The sequence below is a fragment of the Klebsiella sp. LTGPAF-6F genome (assembly GCF_001753185.1).
GTDB lineage: Bacteria > Pseudomonadota > Gammaproteobacteria > Enterobacterales > Enterobacteriaceae > Klebsiella > Klebsiella michiganensis.
This window is the reverse complement of the sequence record NZ_CP017450.1, coordinates 1,349,044-1,365,676: the sequence shown is the minus strand read 5'-3', so window position 1 is coordinate 1,365,676 and position 16,633 is coordinate 1,349,044. Positions and strand designations below refer to the sequence as shown.

At 46.0% G+C, this 16,633-nt stretch carries 14 protein-coding genes and 1 tRNA gene; 7 read left to right on the top strand and 8 right to left on the bottom strand.

Translation table 11 applies throughout. The features are described from left to right. The first annotated feature begins 313 nt into the window (after positions 1–313). Positions 314–877 (top strand): C40 family peptidase, encoded by a 564-nt coding sequence (locus BJF97_RS06385; RefSeq protein WP_004848069.1) that lies wholly within the window; start codon positions 314–316, stop codon positions 875–877. Between the two features lie 61 nt (positions 878–938). Here BJF97_RS06385 and phoE read toward each other — a convergent pair whose 3' ends face one another. Continuing rightward, positions 939–1,991, bottom strand: a complete 1,053-nt coding sequence (phoE, locus tag BJF97_RS06380) for a phosphoporin PhoE (protein WP_004129421.1) — start codon at positions 1,989–1,991, stop codon at positions 939–941. A 290-nt stretch (positions 1,992–2,281) separates the two neighbouring features. Between phoE and proB the strand changes: the two genes are divergently transcribed. From proB to BJF97_RS06355, 5 genes are all read left to right on the top strand, one after another. Further along, on the top strand, positions 2,282–3,385 hold the full coding sequence (proB, locus tag BJF97_RS06375) for a glutamate 5-kinase (protein WP_004848066.1): 1,104 nt from the start codon (positions 2,282–2,284) through the stop codon (positions 3,383–3,385). A 10-nt stretch (positions 3,386–3,395) separates the two neighbouring features. Further along, positions 3,396–4,649 (top strand): glutamate-5-semialdehyde dehydrogenase, encoded by a 1,254-nt coding sequence (gene proA / locus BJF97_RS06370; protein WP_032693212.1) that lies wholly within the window; start codon positions 3,396–3,398, stop codon positions 4,647–4,649. A 112-nt stretch (positions 4,650–4,761) separates the two neighbouring features. Next, a tRNA-Thr gene (locus BJF97_RS06365) sits at positions 4,762–4,837 on the top strand. Between the two features lie 687 nt (positions 4,838–5,524). Further along, a complete protein-coding gene (locus BJF97_RS06360) occupies positions 5,525–6,484 on the top strand; it encodes a hypothetical protein (RefSeq protein ID WP_070082854.1) in 960 nt (319 codons plus the stop codon). Positions 6,485–6,863: 379 nt separating this feature from the next. Continuing rightward, positions 6,864–7,778 carry a toll/interleukin-1 receptor domain-containing protein gene (locus BJF97_RS06355; RefSeq protein WP_032693210.1) on the top strand — a complete coding sequence of 305 codons (915 nt, stop codon included), beginning with the start codon at positions 6,864–6,866 and terminating at the stop codon, positions 7,776–7,778. 374 nt (positions 7,779–8,152) lie between these two features. Here the strand turns inward: BJF97_RS06355 and BJF97_RS06350 are convergent, their stop codons facing one another. From BJF97_RS06350 to BJF97_RS06340, 3 genes are read right to left on the bottom strand one after another with little or no spacing between them, the layout of a single operon-like run. Then, the gene (locus tag BJF97_RS06350; RefSeq protein WP_032693209.1) at positions 8,153–8,947 is read right to left on the bottom strand and encodes an SIR2 family NAD-dependent protein deacylase; all 795 of its coding nucleotides are present in this window, start codon (positions 8,945–8,947) and stop codon (positions 8,153–8,155) included. Next, positions 8,947–9,501 (bottom strand): non-canonical purine NTP pyrophosphatase, encoded by a 555-nt coding sequence (locus BJF97_RS06345; RefSeq protein ID WP_070082853.1) that lies wholly within the window; start codon positions 9,499–9,501, stop codon positions 8,947–8,949. Before BJF97_RS06345 ends, BJF97_RS06350 begins: the two co-directional genes overlap by 1 nt. Then, complete coding sequence (locus tag BJF97_RS06340) at positions 9,498–10,478, bottom strand: adenosine deaminase (RefSeq protein WP_032693208.1); 981 nt, start codon at positions 10,476–10,478, stop codon at positions 9,498–9,500. Before BJF97_RS06340 ends, BJF97_RS06345 begins: the two co-directional genes overlap by 4 nt. 394 nt (positions 10,479–10,872) lie before the next feature. On the opposite strand from BJF97_RS06340, the gene BJF97_RS06335 reads away from it, so the two are divergent. Next, the gene (locus BJF97_RS06335) at positions 10,873–11,301 is read left to right on the top strand and encodes a hypothetical protein (protein ID WP_232421475.1); all 429 of its coding nucleotides are present in this window, start codon (positions 10,873–10,875) and stop codon (positions 11,299–11,301) included. A gap of 161 nt (positions 11,302–11,462) precedes the next feature. Here BJF97_RS06335 and BJF97_RS06330 read toward each other — a convergent pair whose 3' ends face one another. The 4 genes from BJF97_RS06330 to hutI all read right to left on the bottom strand — a co-directional run bounded on the left by BJF97_RS06330 (position 11,463) and on the right by hutI (position 16,623). Next, complete coding sequence (locus BJF97_RS06330) at positions 11,463–12,761, bottom strand: hypothetical protein (RefSeq protein ID WP_032693207.1); 1,299 nt, start codon at positions 12,759–12,761, stop codon at positions 11,463–11,465. Between the two features lie 417 nt (positions 12,762–13,178). Continuing rightward, complete coding sequence (locus BJF97_RS06325; protein ID WP_032693223.1) at positions 13,179–13,985, bottom strand: hypothetical protein; 807 nt, start codon at positions 13,983–13,985, stop codon at positions 13,179–13,181. Between the two features lie 627 nt (positions 13,986–14,612). After that, entirely contained in the window at positions 14,613–15,422 is an 810-nt protein-coding gene (gene hutG, locus BJF97_RS06315; protein ID WP_014228071.1) for an N-formylglutamate deformylase, read from the bottom strand. After that, complete coding sequence (gene hutI / locus BJF97_RS06310) at positions 15,415–16,623, bottom strand: imidazolonepropionase (protein ID WP_070082852.1); 1,209 nt, start codon at positions 16,621–16,623, stop codon at positions 15,415–15,417. The genes hutG and hutI overlap by 8 nt, the downstream gene beginning before the upstream one ends. Positions 16,624–16,633: the final 10 nt, after the last annotated feature.

The following is a 16,633-nucleotide window of genomic DNA, read 5'->3' as shown; positions in this document are numbered from 1 at the left end:
TCTTTTAGTCTACAAAAGTACTGGAGGGCAGCGTGGCGGCGCAATGGTGGGATGATGAGGATCTTTCACCTTGCGCTGAAGCGGAACAGACGCGCGACACGCGGATATTTGTGAAATATTGTTTCACAGAGAAAAAATTTATTAATGGAAAATGAGGCGCTCCCGGCGAAAATAAAGACCGCCGATGTTCACCGCGTATCCGACCTATATTATTTACGTAAGGTTTCGTAAATTTTGCTTTTGGTCATTCTGAGGCCGTAGCGAATCGGCTATAAAATATCACGGCCCGTTTTCAGTGACGAAAAACAATGATATGAAGCCCAGACTCTCTCACGCGCTATTATTGGTTCCTTTTTTGCTTTTGGCAGGATGTTCATCCTCATCGAAACCGCATAAAACCGCCGCCCAGAGTAGCCACGCGACCATCGACGGAGGTTCTGACGATCTGATCCCGGTGATCGCCGCGCTGCACGATCAGATGCATACCTGGGAGGGAACGCCCTACGAGTGGGGCGGGACGGAGCAAAGCGGGGTCGACTGCTCCGGGTTTGTCTGGCGTACGCTCAAAGATCGCTTCAACCTGCCGATGGAGCGCATCACCACCCGCGAACTGCTGCATATGGGAGAACGCGTGAGCCCGCGGCAGCTGCGGCCGGGAGATTTGGTTTTCTTCCGCATTAAAGGCGGCATGCACGTCGGCTTCTATGATACCGACCGTAATTTCCTCCATGCCTCCACCAGCCAGGGCGTGATGCGCTCTTCGCTGGATAATCCGTACTGGCAATCGGTATTTTATCAGGCGCGCCGCCTGCCGAAGGAATATAACGCGCAGATCACGATGAATAACGATAATCTGCATCTGGCGAAAAACCGTTAATCAGCAAAAATAAAGCCGCCCTGTCACCACGGCGGCTTTATTGTTTTTTACCGGCGACGGCTTAGAACTGGTAGGTCATACCGACAGCGACGATATCGTCATCGTTGATCCCGAGCTTATTATCGCTCTTCAGCTGGTTGATTTTGTAATCCACAAAGGCGTTCATGTTTTTGTTGAAGTAATAGGTCACGCCAACGTCAATGTAGTTGACCAGGTCTTCGCTCCCCACGCCCTCAATATCCTTGCCTTTTGACAGCACGTAGCCCAGGGACGGACGCAGGCCGAAATCGAACTGGTACTGCGCCACGGCTTCAAAGTTCTGCGCTTTATTGGCAAAACCGCCGCTGATTGGCGTCATTTTGCGGGTTTCGGAGTACATGGTCGCCAGGTAGATATTGTTGGCGTCATATTTCAGGCCGGTCGCCCAGGCTTCCGCTTTTTTACCCGTGCCGCGGGCCAGCAGGTTCTGATCGTTCGTGCGATCGGAGCTGGTGTAGGCCGCGCTGACGGCGAAGTCGCTGCCGCCGAAGTCGTAGCTTAAGGCGGTACCGAAGCCGTCGCCGTTCTGTTTCTTGGCTTCACGGCCTTCGTTTTTACCCTGATATTGCAGGGTCAGGTCCAGGCCATCCACCACGCCGAAGAAGTCGGTATTGCGGTAGGTTGCCAGGCCGCTGGCGCGTTTGGTCATAAAGTTATCGGTCTGCGCGGAAGAGTCGCCGCCGAATTCCGGGAACATATCGGTCCAGGCTTCGACGTCGTACAGCGCGCCGAGGTTACGACCATAGTCAAATGAACCGTAGTTTTTGACTTTCACGCCGGCGAACGCCAGACGCGTTTTCTGCGAAGAGTCGCTTTCAGTTTTGTTGCCGGAGAACTCCGATTCCCAGCGGCCGTAGCCGGTCAGATCGTCGTTAATCTGCGTTTCGCCTTTGATGCCGAAACGAACGTAGGTCTGGTCGCCATCTTTGCTGTCATAGTCGCTCATATAGTGCATCGCTTTGACTTTGCCGTAGACGTCCAGTTTATTGCCGTTTTTATTATAAACTTCTGCCGCCTGCGTAGCCGAAGAAGCAATAAGACCCATCATCATTAATGCCAGTGAGCTCTTTTTCATTATTCAGTCCTGGTAATTTATTTATACGCGCTAATCAATTCCGGGCAGAAGCCCCGTCAAAAACTGCAGGTTTTTTAACGCTCTAATATTAAAAATTTATGACAATATGGAACTTTTTCTAAAAAAGGGTATTAAATTATTTCCGTCATGAATGTGTCACACTTCCCCGCCAGAATGCCCGATCCGCGCAATGAAGTGGTTCGTCCACCACGCCAGGTGTTGGCAAGCGGGCTGACTCCTGTTACAACATCAACTCGATATCGAAACTCCTTTTTGAACGGCAGAGAATCATGAGTGATAGCCAGACGCTGGTGGTAAAACTGGGCACCAGTGTTTTAACGGGCGGATCCCGCCGCCTGAACCGCGCCCATATCGTTGAATTAGTGCGCCAGTGCGCGCAGCTGCACGCGATGGGTCATCGAATTGTGATAGTCACCTCCGGGGCGATCGCTGCCGGACGTGAGCACCTCGGCTACCCGGAACTGCCCGCGACCATTGCGTCGAAACAGCTGCTGGCGGCGGTCGGCCAGAGCCGTCTTATCCAGCTGTGGGAACAGCTGTTTTCTATTTATGGTATTCACGTCGGCCAGATGCTGCTGACCCGCGCCGATATGGAAGACCGCGAGCGTTTTCTCAACGCCCGCGATACCCTGCGCGCGCTGCTGGATAACAATATCGTGCCGGTCATTAATGAAAATGACGCCGTGGCGACCGCTGAAATTAAAGTCGGCGATAACGATAATCTTTCGGCGCTGGCGGCAATCCTGGCCGGCGCCGATAAACTGCTGCTGCTGACCGATCAGCAGGGCCTGTTCACCGCCGACCCGCGCAACAACCCGCAGGCCGAGCTGATTAAAGACGTTTACGGCATCGATGACGCCCTGCGCGCCGTCGCGGGCGATAGCGTGTCCGGTTTAGGTACCGGCGGTATGGGCACCAAGCTGCAGGCCGCCGACGTCGCCTGCCGCGCGGGCATCGATACCATCATCGCCGCCGGTAGCCGTCCGGGGGTGATTGGCGACGTGATGGAGGGCATCTCCGTCGGGACTCGCTTCCACGCCCAGGAATCGCCGCTGGAAAACCGTAAGCGCTGGATTTTCGGCGCGCCGCCGGCGGGCGAAATTACCGTGGACGCCGGCGCGACCCAGGCAATTCTCGAACGCGGCAGCTCCCTGCTGCCGAAAGGAATTAAAACCATCACCGGCAACTTCTCGCGCGGTGAAGTGATCCGCATTCGCAGCCTTGAAGGCCGCGATATTGCCCACGGCGTCAGCCGCTATAACAGCGATGCGCTGCGCCGCATCGCCGGGCAGCACTCGCAGCAGATCGATGCCATTCTGGGCTATGAATACGGCCCGGTCGCCGTCCACCGTGACGACATGATTATCCGTTAAGGAGCTGAAAATGCTGGAACAAATGGGCATTGCTGCCAAAGCGGCCTCGTACAAACTCGCGCAGCTTTCCAGCCGCGAAAAGAACCGGGTGCTGGAAAAGATTGCCGACTATCTTGAAGCGCAGACCGACGCGATCCTGCGGGCTAACGCTGAGGATCTGGCGGAAGCGCGCGCCAACGGTTTGAGCGAGGCGCTGCTTGACCGCCTGGCGCTCAACCCGGCGCGCCTGAGCGGGATTGCTAACGATGTTCGTCAGGTCTGCAGCCTGGCGGACCCGGTCGGTCAGGTAATCGACGGCGGTCTGCTGGACAGCGGCCTGCGCATTGAGCGTCGCCGCGTGCCGCTGGGCGTGGTGGGCGTAATTTATGAAGCCCGTCCGAACGTGACCGTCGACGTCGCCTCTTTGTGCCTGAAAACCGGCAACGCGGCGATTCTGCGCGGCGGTAAAGAGACCTGGCGCACCAACGCCGCCACGGTGAAAGTGATTCAGCAGGCGCTGCAGGAGTGCGGCTTACCGGCGGCCACCGTGCAGGCGATTGAGAGCCCGGATCGCGCGCTGGTCGGCGAGATGCTGAAGATGGATAAGTATATCGATATGCTGATCCCGCGCGGCGGCGCAGGTTTGCATAAGCTGTGCCGCGAGCAGTCGACGATCCCGGTGATCACCGGCGGTATCGGCGTCTGCCATATTTATATCGACCACTCCGCCGACGTTGCCGAAGCGCTGAAGGTTATCGTTAACGCCAAAGTGCAGCGCCCGAGCGCCTGTAACTCGGTCGAAACGCTGCTGGTGCATCAGGATATCGCCGAACGCTTCCTGCCCGCGCTGAGCAGGCAGATGGCGGAAAGCGGCGTTAGCCTGCACGCCGATGCGGCCTCCCTGCCCGCGCTGCAAAACGGCCCGGCCAGCGTAGAGCCGGTGAAAGCGGAGCAGTATGACAATGAGTATCTGTCGCTGGATCTGAACGTGAAGGTGGTGGCCGATCAGGATGAAGCGGTAGCGCATATTCGCGAGCACGGCACCCAGCATTCTGACGCCATCCTGACGCGCACCCTGGGCAACGCGAACCGCTTTATCAACGAGGTGGATTCCTCGGCGGTGTACGTCAACGCCTCTACCCGCTTTACCGACGGCGGCCAGTTTGGCCTCGGCGCGGAAGTGGCGGTCAGCACCCAGAAGCTGCACGCGCGCGGCCCGATGGGCCTGGAAGCCCTGACGACCTATAAGTGGATTGGTTTCGGCGACGATACCATTCGTGCTTAATGCTAATTGGGTGATGCAAAAGTAGCCGTTTGATTCGCAAGGGCATTGACGCATCACCCACTTAGTTTTAACCTTCTATCCCGTGCTTACGCTCGTCAGCACATCTTGCAGGGCCGATATAGCTCAGTTGGTAGAGCAGCGCATTCGTAATGCGAAGGTCGTAGGTTCGACTCCTATTATCGGCACCATCTTTTCTAGTAAAATCATCTGGTTACTGTTTCTTTTTTGTTTTTTTAACACGAATGTGCATTTTTGCGCGTTGTGAGTGTGACAAAATTGTGGCAGGTACAGTGAGATTGTTTGTGACTCAATGCAAAGGTATGCTTACAGCATGTGTTACCTTGAAGCTCCCCTCTATCTTTTCTTTTGAGCAATATTACTAATTTAATGGCTTCTGGTTGCGGATGTTGTCCGTCCAGTTCACTGCCTGCACGGATGGATCGAAAAGATGTTACTGCAAAAACATACATTCAAACACGTTTAGTCGTCCAGTTGGGTATTTGCATTCACTTGACTACCCACTTACGTTTTACTTGGTCATCTCTAACAAAAAATGCATCCAATACCCTGCTATTGACAGGCAGCTTTGAGCGACAAGCGGACCTAAACGATGTTAGGAATAAAATAAATCCATAAATATCATTTATTTATATATTTCCAGATTGATTTTAACAGATTTCTCTACACGTACCTCACATGATTATCTGTACACCTAGCAAATCGAAGAAAATTGCCATGGTCACCACACCCCATAAACCTACGTGGCCGCAAGGTAAGTTACAGAGGACACCTTCAGTTTTTGATAAAAAAAGCTGATAAATAATTCAGTAAGGCATAATATGTAATTTTTGAAGCACTATATTCAGGAACAAAACATGTCAGAAAATAAAAAATGGAAGGAAAAATTAATATCTTCAAGCTTCCCTCTTGAATACCTTGTATCAAGGAAGTTGGCCGCCTTAGATATTGCTGTGCAAAATGAATTTACTTACTCACGTGACGACGCTGGGATTTTAAAAGATTTTTCAATTGATCTGCAGGGCAATTATTGGAATGAAGAATGCACATTTAATTTAATATTCCTTATAGAATGCAAGCAAAGGCATGATAAGAATAAATGGTTGTTTATGAGAGATCCAAATATTTCAGACTTCAGTTCTCATACCTTAGGCTATACCATACGAACTGTCGATAACTTCACTCGTATGATAGTGCCGACAGAGTCGACGTATGCTCTAGATGAAAAAATTGATTTTGTTGTTAAAGGTCTGGAAATTGATACTAGCAACGGCAATGTATATGACAACGAATTAAAACATGGGCTTTCCAAGCTAGCATATGCCTTGCCGGATGTCATGATAAAAAATATTTCACACTGCATTCACTCGCATAAGGAAGATAATATTCCATTTTTCTTCGTACCCATACTGCTAACAACTTCAGAATTATTTGTCACTCATGACGACTTTTCTTTAGAGAAAATCAGAGGAGCGCAAGAGTTAGAGGATATATCTGAGAAAGTTGCTTATGTAATAATGGAAAATCAACACACTCCAGGTTTCGGTTCTCACAGAGCAAAAAGATTTTCTGCCTATGATTATTTTTTAGATTCTCCACAACTCGGTTTCATAAACTCTCTCAGAGAAAAGCATGGAGAATATACTCACACTCTCCCAATGGAGAGAATCATGGACTTAGCTAATAACCCCCATCAGCCTTTCCCTGAATATTTCTCACAAATACTTGTATGCTCATTATCAAGTCTTGACTCATTAATTATGGAAATTATTGAGATCGTCGAAAATGCAATGAAAGATGCTAAGAAGCTAGCTTAATTCTAGATGTAGCTTACTGACTGAAGCAACAGTATCTTAGGAAGGTTACTCTCAAGAATCTCCGATGGCACTGGTAGGGCTTCAACTATTTACAATTCACTCCCAGCACCCACTAGCTGGCCTACGTCACGTTGATTGGTACATGATGATGAAAGTTGTGTCCGCTTGTAGCACGCAACTGACATTGCTGACTGAGCTAAAGGTCTGCAGTGAGCGAGGAGCAGACGATAAATTGGAGACCTCTGTGCGGTTGCTTTATACCGATAACTTAAGTAAGGCAGTTTCTATCTCAGGGTTGGTTTTAAATAAAAAAATTTGTCAAACGAGCATTCGGGATAGACAATTCTCTTATCACACTGCTTAAGCTGGGGCTTAATGAATGAAAACCGATCTGTTTATTTCATACGCTTGGACTTCAGATGTCCATCGGGAATGGGTTCGACTAATTGCAAGCCATCTCGACCTTATTGGTTATACGGTTAAAATCGATGAATCTGTAAAGTATGGTTCAAGCTTATCTGGTTTCATGCGAGAGGTTATCGAAACCGATCATGTGCTGTTGATTGTCGACGATAACTATGTTGAACGAGCTAATAACAAACCGAATTCAGGGGTTGGTATCGAAAACAAATGGATAAGCGAAGCTTTTACGACAAAGCACTCGACTTGGTTGTCGGTTATCTTTGTTCGAAATCCTGAGCGAAAACTACCTAACTGGCTTGAGGGGCATAATCCTAAGGGCTTCGACTTTAATTCTAATCCTGATAGAAATGAATTTCCTGGTTCTATACAGATCGATGCTATTTGGCGTTGGCTTGTAGGACTGCCAGCAGATAAAAAGCATGCGACTCCATTATCGGTTTATCGTCAACGTATTGCACGGCTTGAACATATTGATATTCTTCGCGCCCCTTCGCATTATGCGAATCCAGCACTCAAGGGACGCGAGATTTTTCGCTTCAAAGACTATGCTCACTATACGGTTGGTAACAGTGAGTATCAGTTTAAAATAGTATTTAGTGCATGCTCAGACAATAGTGTTTACCTCTATATAGATGGTGGACTCAAAGCCGTCGGGCTGATTACAGCTGCAGATTTTGATCCACTGACTGTCAATTCTTTCTTAACTCCAGGCCGTTATGTTACTCCGGCTGTAGGGCAAAAGGCTGTCCTACTAAACACCAATGGGGTTCTCTGCGTTGTAACAATTGATAATGTGCAACGTGAGATTAATTCAGCAGAGTATGTTCATCCACATGTGGAGTTCTCATATGAAATACTTGAAAAGCACTAGTGCCACTTTATAAAAACATTCAACGACACTCATACTCCATTTTACCGACAACGTCCGCTCCTGGCACGCAACGGACATTGCTGACTGAGCTAAAGGTCTGCAGTGAGCGAAAAGCGGACAGGAACATTCTGGTTAATAGATATCAATGCTAACAAAAAAGCTCCCGATGGAGATTTTGAAACCGCTTCCACATAATGAAATAAAAGGATTTATTTCTGGTCATGCCCACACATTGACCACGTCGAAGTAAGTAGCTCCGCGAAGCGGAGCTACTTAAGATAATTTCTATGTAGTTCCATGCTATGATTTAATTTTCAAGTTACAAAATCTAAATCTACAAATGTCCATTTGGGTGTAAAATTACACAATCCTATCTATACTAATACGAAATTCTTCAAAAACTCTTCCAAAGACTCGCCTGGATTATCGTTTTCTGATGAAATCATGCCTATTCTCCACTGTTCCAATATTTCCTCTTGAATTGGGTTTGGTCGTGGTAAGAAAATATAAGACTTTGGCTGTGCTTCTTCTAACTTTTGCTCTTTCCAAAGCTTGGACAATTTATAAAATAGTAGTCTGATATTAATATCTGACAGACTATACCCAATAAAAAGAACTGATTTCCCGAGAACATCAGATCTAAACTTTATATCCAATGGAGTTTCAAACTCTAACCGTTGAAAGTAACTTGTTTCATCTAATACAATTGAACTATCGTCATCAAAGTCTCCATGAAACTTGATTATTTGCGTCTTATTATTATCTATTTTTGCAATATCAGAAACTGATGATATTTTTGTATACTCTTTACCATAGTTTGATAAGGCAGTTTCAATCCATCGGTCGTAATTTGTAGTATATATAATAGGGAAATTAGCTTTAGCTATGTACTCGTGAACTTTAGACTTATTGATATCTATATCGCTAGAGTGCCACATTCTATCCATCCAGCTTCTAAGAGGCCCTATCTTGCCTTTTTTCAACTTGTAATACTCAGCTAACTCTAGTGCACTACCGAATGTACGATATATATCTGGGTCATAACCTAACTCAGTTGCAATGTGATCAACCAATTGACTCCATGATGGCAAACCTAAGTTCATTGACACACCAGCACCAACAAAAAGGATAACATTTCCTTTTTTATAATCAGCAAGTAATTGCTCCATTATTTTCCTCCCTCTAATAGATATTCTTTAAATTTATCGAAAGCTTTTTTCCTCATAGATATTTCATTTTTCCTGTCCCCCATCTCAGCAAAAGTCTCACTTTCGCCATCAGGAATAAATATACAATCCCATTGAAAATCTCGAGGGCCTTTTGGCACAGGAGATATCGTACCTTGAGTTTCACCTTCGAAAATATAGATTTTCATCGAATCACAATAGCCGATTATTGTTTTAGCAACTAAACGAGGGTTTTCACTTGTTCCTAATAATTGTGAAAATTTATCAGCTTGAAGCTTATCCCAAAATATTTGCGTTAAGCCACCCGGGAAACCATTGAGGCTTTCTATATATAGTCCAGTATGTTCGACAAAGACCGGTCTCCCAACTAATTTAAATGCTTTTAATAATTTATCTTTAATTAACGCATGGACATTTTCTGTTTGAATTTCATCTATAGAGTGTTCAGATGCTAATACAACTACTCCTGTACCTGATAGAATTTCATTTATTTCTTTAATTTTATGTCTATTTCTGTTTATGAATCGAATGTTCATTTCACACCTTTAAGAAAGCTATATCGCTTTTGAGTTTCATACATATTATCCATGACTATAAAATTCTTGGTCTCTTGCATAAATACGACATAATCTTCGCTCAAGCTTGATCTGTGAATAGCTGGATTATCTGAGCAAATCACAAACGGAATATTATGGTTAATCATTTCGCCAACTGGATGAGGATCGACATTAGAGACTGCACCTGTCAAACGATTACTAATAGGACAAACCTCAATGCAAATGTCCAGTTCTCTAATCAAATCCATTATCTCCGGAGATCTTATAACAGCAGTACCATGTCCGATACGATCAGCTCCATAACTAATTATGGCATTCCTTATGTTATCAGCATTTCCAGTCTCACCCGCATGAATTGTTATGCCTAGTCCATATTTGTCTTTAGCACTTCTAAATAAACTTGCAGTCTCAGGTGGTGGTGTTATATCTTCATTACCAGCCAAGTCCAAACCAATCACCCCTGCTGGACATCCTAGATTTTTGTAAGCACCAAGAAGAGAACGAAGATGTTCGGGAGCATATTCACCACGCGTAATAGTTAGAATAAGCCCGGCTTGAATGTTGAATTTTTTAGAAAAAAAGTCAATATCATCTAAAACCCACTTCAATGCTTCGGAAACAGAAATGTTATTAAGGAGTGCTATGTATATAATGCTATTTCTTAATTCAACAAACTTAATATTCTCAGCAATTAGATTTGAAAATGCACTCTCAATCATAATAGATAAATCAAAGCGACTCGCAGGAATGAGCCTTAAAAACTGCCATGGCTTTAAATAATCCACTAGTGATCTTGCTGGGTGTGTTACATTCAAGTCAGTATCTATATTAAAGTGTTCAGGCATTTCAATAATATTTTTTTCTAGGCCCCCCCTAATTACTTGAGTGCTTACCAATCCATTCAAATGAACATGTAATTCTCCTTTATCCATCATTCGAGCTTCGTAAAGATCCATTTTAATTACCTTATATATCCAAACTCTTAATTTTCTCTTTTTTACCATAGGAATAATCCAAAATAAAGACCTTGTTGACTAAACCCTCATGTACAAAATGCACACTTACTCAAAAGGATCTGGAGGCAATCTCGACCTCCATGATTTAGTTCCTAGGGATAAGCAGAAATCTAGCACTGGATTAAAATTTAAAAATAATAATCAATAGGTTATAATGGTTTTTTATTCGCATCCATGGGATCTGCTGCTGCCCGCATGATGTTGGATGCGACGGCGCTGGCACGACCTCACCCGGTGAAACGATGAAACGCGAAAGGGTTGTTCTTCGGGAAGGTGCAGTTGGACTTCAATCGATGCCGTTGCAAAAGAGGCTGGCGTCAGTAAGGCAACGGTAATGTACGATCATAAGTCAAAGCAAGATTTGCTCAGCGATCTCATCAGTCGCCTTATGTCAGTAGAGGAGAAACGTGTTCAGCAAGCGATAGCGGAAAGTAATAATACCCCACATCCCGCACTCTATGGGCGAATTATTTCAGCCAGTAATGCTCTCAGTCATACCGAGAGAGCAGTAGTGCTGGCGGTCAGCGCATCGTTAACTAACGATACGAATATCAGGGACACCATGCGTTCCTGCACAAACAAAGATTTGGATGAGATAAAAAGAGGACCAAAACCAGACGTTGCCGTCCTGGTATATTTGGCGTTATCTGGTATCTACTGCCAAGAATTTTTTGATTTTTACAAATGGTCTCCTGGCGAGCGAGATAAAATTATCGAAGGCATTCTCTGTTTGTATGAATCATACCCTGACAAGTCTGAATAAATAATGTCTCCGGGAATGACATTTCATGTGCGACTAATTCGCGATATTCCTATACGTAAAGGTCCGCTTTTGGCACAGAGCGGACGATATAACTGAGCTGAAGGTCCGCTGAGAGCGAGGAGCAGAAGTTATATTAAAAATTAATTAGCACGTTGATTTAATCACCATGAAGGATAATTAGGTTTCTTTCCTCTTAAAAGAGATACTTTGTCAATTATCTCAACAGAAGCAGTTCTATAACCCTCCTGCTGAAGTAGGTGAACTGCATAATCTCTTAATCCTTGCAAAGTGGAAAAGCCGTTACTTTCGATGAGTATTATAATTATCTTAATATACTTAAAGATTTGTTCAGAGGATTCGTTCGCGTTGACGTTAAGTTCGTAAAAATCTTTACCATCATGAACAAGCTTGTTTCTTACGTCAGTATATAACTCGTCGTAAACTTCTAGGTTTTTCTTAAATTTGATTAGTGAGTTATTACATGTAAGTGCTGCAATGTAGGTCCTTTGCTTCCATCCTTTCCAATCTGGGTCAATATTAGCAAGACCATCAAGTGCAAAGACCAGGTTTAGAAATTGTGATTCCGCGCCAATTGAATAAAAAGATTGCCTACATGCCCTAACTACGGAGCTAACTAATTTTGAAAGTTCATTTTCAACGATTCCATCGTAGATAGAAGATAAATATTGCAACCCAGGGTAATACAAGCTGTCAACCTGAGGGCCTAGCCAATTATTACTCACGGCAAGGGGTCTTGATATTCCACTTATCTTAATTGGTTTAAGATGAGTCATCTCACGAGGAATGATTTCTACATCATAAAATCCGTCAGAGCGTTGACCTGCAGGATTAGGGGTATATTCCATACTTGTAAATGAGCTGTGAGAAAATCTGACTAAATCAAGCGCATATTCAGCTATAGACAAACACATGTTTATAACATGGCTGTTATGATCAATGCTTGAATTAAGTTTTAATAAATCAATATATGGTAGGTCACAGTTAAACTGTATATACGAACCATCTTGCTCTGATAATCGCTTATGTGACTCTTCATCAAATTGTCTTCCGCAATAAAAAATATACTTTCCGATCTCAATGGTTTCCTGAATGAAAATCTTCTCAATCGGCACAATAACTATGCACTCCATATTTTTGTTTTTACCCTCTAATTCAGCTAATTCTAGGTTAGAGCTTCTTGATTTAGCTAACTCTATTTCTACCCACTCAAAGCATATTGAGAAGTCTTCTAGAATTTCGATACTGCTTTTTTGATAACTATCCTTGGTGTATTTAAATGTAATGCCATCTCCTTCAGGATAGGCACTGGCCCAATATCCCATATCTCTTAACTTTTTTAGAGATGTTGAGATATCGTCGACTTTATTAATAAAATCCTCTTTTCGCCATAAAACATTGCCAGTGCAGTTTTCGTACGGTGGTATTAAACGAGCTTTCATATAACTTCCTTATTATCCAAGAGGATGTGACTGAAATTTTTATCAGACTTATCTACAATAATATAAATTGACATGAAAAATCTACTCAACAATTAACCGTTATGATTTGCTTGCGACGACTAAAACATGCCGATGGGTCGCATCCGCTTTTGGCACGAAGCGGACTGCACTGAAGCACTACTATGAGTGATGGGTGGACAATGCAACTAACAATGCAGTGAATTTTTGAATGATATCGAAAGTCCACAGGAAAGCTGGAATTGAAGTTGCTCGAGGTATTAATTGCCGGTCTGAACAACATCATCATATCTAATTTTAGCAGGAGATAAACATGGTGTTTGTATTTTTTGAAGTAATGGACGCACTTCCAACTAAATGGCCATGTGAATCAAAAAGAGTTTAGACGCACAATCATATTTATTTATATTCATTCGCGAGCATTGTTATTTTTTCTGCCGATAGATAAGGTAACTTAACTCCGATATATTTCATAATTTGGCGATTGCGTTTGGCACTGCCTACCTGTTTTTTCAATAGGTTAAATTGGTCATCGTTGTCTAATACTTCACTATATACTTGGTTGCTTAAACCAGAAATAGAGGAAATATAATGCTCATCTATTTTTCTGCAACACTTTATTAAAAAGGTAATCAGTGTCGTTGCTTCTTTTAGTGTAACTTTGTCCGCATCATAGTCCTCTAATGTTTTCATTACATCAAAATGATAAAAATTATCATATAAAAAAGAAATCTTAGTCTCCAAGAATCTCTTGTCAGAAGAGGATAATCCAGCATTTGAAGTGCTGGCATGGACTATTTGATTGCGCCAATGACACATAAGCTCAACTAGCAAATACCATTCCTTTTCTATTCCAGGTATAGATTTGCAAAACTCAGAAAATCTTCTCGCTTTTGAGTCATTGGTAGAAAGTTTTTTTTTGAAATCCAAATCAAAATTGAGTTTCTTCCAAAGCTCATCATCACTAATGTTGCTCATATATTCAAATAGAGCTTCAACTGCAAACACCAAAGAAGAACGAACTGCAAATCTACGCGCAGCAATGCAGGATTTTTCTAAATTTTTAGCTTCCCATTTGATATTTAACTCAGGATTTGGAACTGAATTGGCAGGCAGATTTGAGAGAGCAACAGCTATAGTATTAAGATTATGTACGCTATATCCAATTTCATTTAAAAAAAATTTAAGGTATTTAGTCTCAGTCATCTGCTTAAACCTTGGTGGCATTGTCAGGATTTGAACCCGCATTTCTAGATTTCAAAAAATTTTTAGTTTCCAGTGTCTTATCCAATTAGACGATGATGCCAGTACGTAGAACAGTATACTTTGCGCAATACTTTCGTCAATGATTATGGTCAGCAACGTCCGCTCTTGGCACAGAGCTGCTGTTGCAGCCCTGACAACCTTAGACCTCTATCGATTCAGAAAGCTCTAACGCATCATCGACTTCAATGCCCAGATAACGGACTGTGCTTTCCAGTTTCTTATGACCCAACAGAAGTTGAATCACCCGAAGATTCCTGGTTTTCTGTTTCCACCTGGCAGTACAGCCAGGCGATGAGGAAAGCAAGTGTGACCGCCTCAGATCCTGCAGAAGACGGTTCATGAATCCCGCTCAGTCCTAGTATGTGTGAAAAGCCCCTTTCAGCAAGGAAGGGGGGCAGTTCAGAAAGACGGGGATATAAGGGGTTCCGCTAACGGCCCGCATTCCCCCTCTCTTCAGAAGAAGCCAGGCAGGTGGTAAGCCTTTGCTTTATTTGACCTTTCTTATCGCCTTCGGCTGTTTTACAGACTTTTTGGGTGCCTGTGTCTTCAGCTTTTCAATATACGCGTTCACATTCCGGGCTCGCCGTACTGCTCTCGTCCCCACTGCAACGCAGTATTAATCAACCTCTCCAGCAGTTGTTGCGCCTGCTGCCCTTTCTCCGGTAGATAAGCAAAGCTCTCCTCATCCATATAGCAGCACTGGGCCATTTCTAGCTGAACAGCATGAATATGGTTGGCGGGATCGCCATAGTGACGGGTGATATATCCGCCTTTAAAGCGGCCATTGAGTATCCGGCTATACTGCGGGAACGCATTGCAGCTTGCCAGCAGCGCCTGGCTGAGCTGCGTCGAACAGCTGGCGCCGTCCGCCGTACCAAAGTTCAGATCCGGCAGGCGCCCTTCAAACAAGCGCGGCACCACGGATTTGATCGAGTGCGCATCCCACAACAGCGCATAGCCAAATTTCTCACGCAGGCGTGCCAGTTCAGCGGCAAGCGCCTGGTGATAAGGCTGCCAGACCTGTTTTAGGATCGCGTCCTTCGCCGCCGCGTCAGGCGCACCGCCCGGCACGAACAGGGCTTCGCCGTCAAAAAAGATATCGGTAAACAGCCCGGTTGTCGCCGTGCTGTAAAGCGGTTTATCATCCGCCGGGCGATTGATATCCACCACATAGCGGGAATAGCGGGCGCATAACGTGCTGGCCCCCATGTCCGCGATGGTCTGATAGAGCAAGGGAATATGCCAGTCGGTATCTTCCAGACGCTTCGCCCTCGGCGTGAGCCCCTGGGCGACTTCGGGGGTTAATAACGTTCCCGGGTGGGGCATACTGACCAGAAGCGGCAGGTTCCCCTGCTGCAAATCAAACGCCTTAATCACAATAAACCTCCTTACCTTGATAAATCACCTGTTTCGAAAGGGAGCCTCCCAGCCAGTAGCTTAGCTCCGCCGGATGAGCGATATCCCACGCCACGAAGCTGGCCTCTTTTCCGGCTTCCAGAGAACCGCAAACTGTATCCAGCCCCAGCGCCTTCGCGCCGTTAAGCGTCACGCCAGCCAACGCCTCTTCCGGCGTCATGCGGAATAGCGTACAGGCCATATTCATCATCAGACGCAGGGACAACACCGGCGAGGTGCCGGGATTTAAATCGCTGGCGAGGGCAATCGGCACCCTGTACTGACGCAGCAGATCCAGCGGCGGTAGCTGTTTCTCACGCAGGAAGTAATAGGCGCCCGGCAGCAGCACCGCCACCGTCCCATGGCGTGCCATTACGGCGACATCTTCTTCGCACAAATATTCCAGATGATCCGCCGACAGCGCATGGTAGCGAGCGGCCAACGCCGCCCCATGCTGTAGCGTTAGCTGTTCAGCATGGAGCTTCACTGGCAGCCCCAGTTCCCGGGCTTTCTGAAAGACCCGCTCCACTTGCGAGGGCGAAAATGCCAGGTGTTCGCAGAACGCATCCACCGCATCCACCAGCCCTTCCTGATGCAGTTCCGGCAGCAGTCGTTCGCAAATATAGTCAATCCAGGCATCCGCCCGCTCCTGATACTCGACGGGCACCGCATGGGCCGCCAGGCAGGTACTGCGCACGGTCAGCGGCACTATGTCGCCTAAACGGCGGATCACCCGCAGCATTTTACGTTCGTTAGCCAGATCCAGGCCGTAGCCGGATTTGATCTCCAGCGCCGTTACGCCGTCCCGGCACAGCTCCCGGATACGCTGCCGCGCGCTCTCCAGCAACTGGCTTTCGCTGGCCTGTCGCGTGGCGTTGACTGTACTGGCGATCCCGCCGCCGCCAGCCGCGATCTCCGCATAGCTCGCCCCGTTGAGACGCATTTCAAACTCCCGAGCCCGGTCGCCGCCAAACACCGCGTGGCTATGACAATCCACCAGTCCCGGCGTGACCACCCTGCCCTGCAAATCCACCCGCTGCGCAACGGGTAAGTCCGGCAATTCTGCCCGGTTCCCGACCCATAACAGCACTGCGCCGTCGGTCAGCATCGCGCCATCGTCAAGCAACTGATAATGCCCTGCGGCCATGGTGGCGATCCGGCAGTGGTGCCAAAGGGTATACATGACGCTCTCC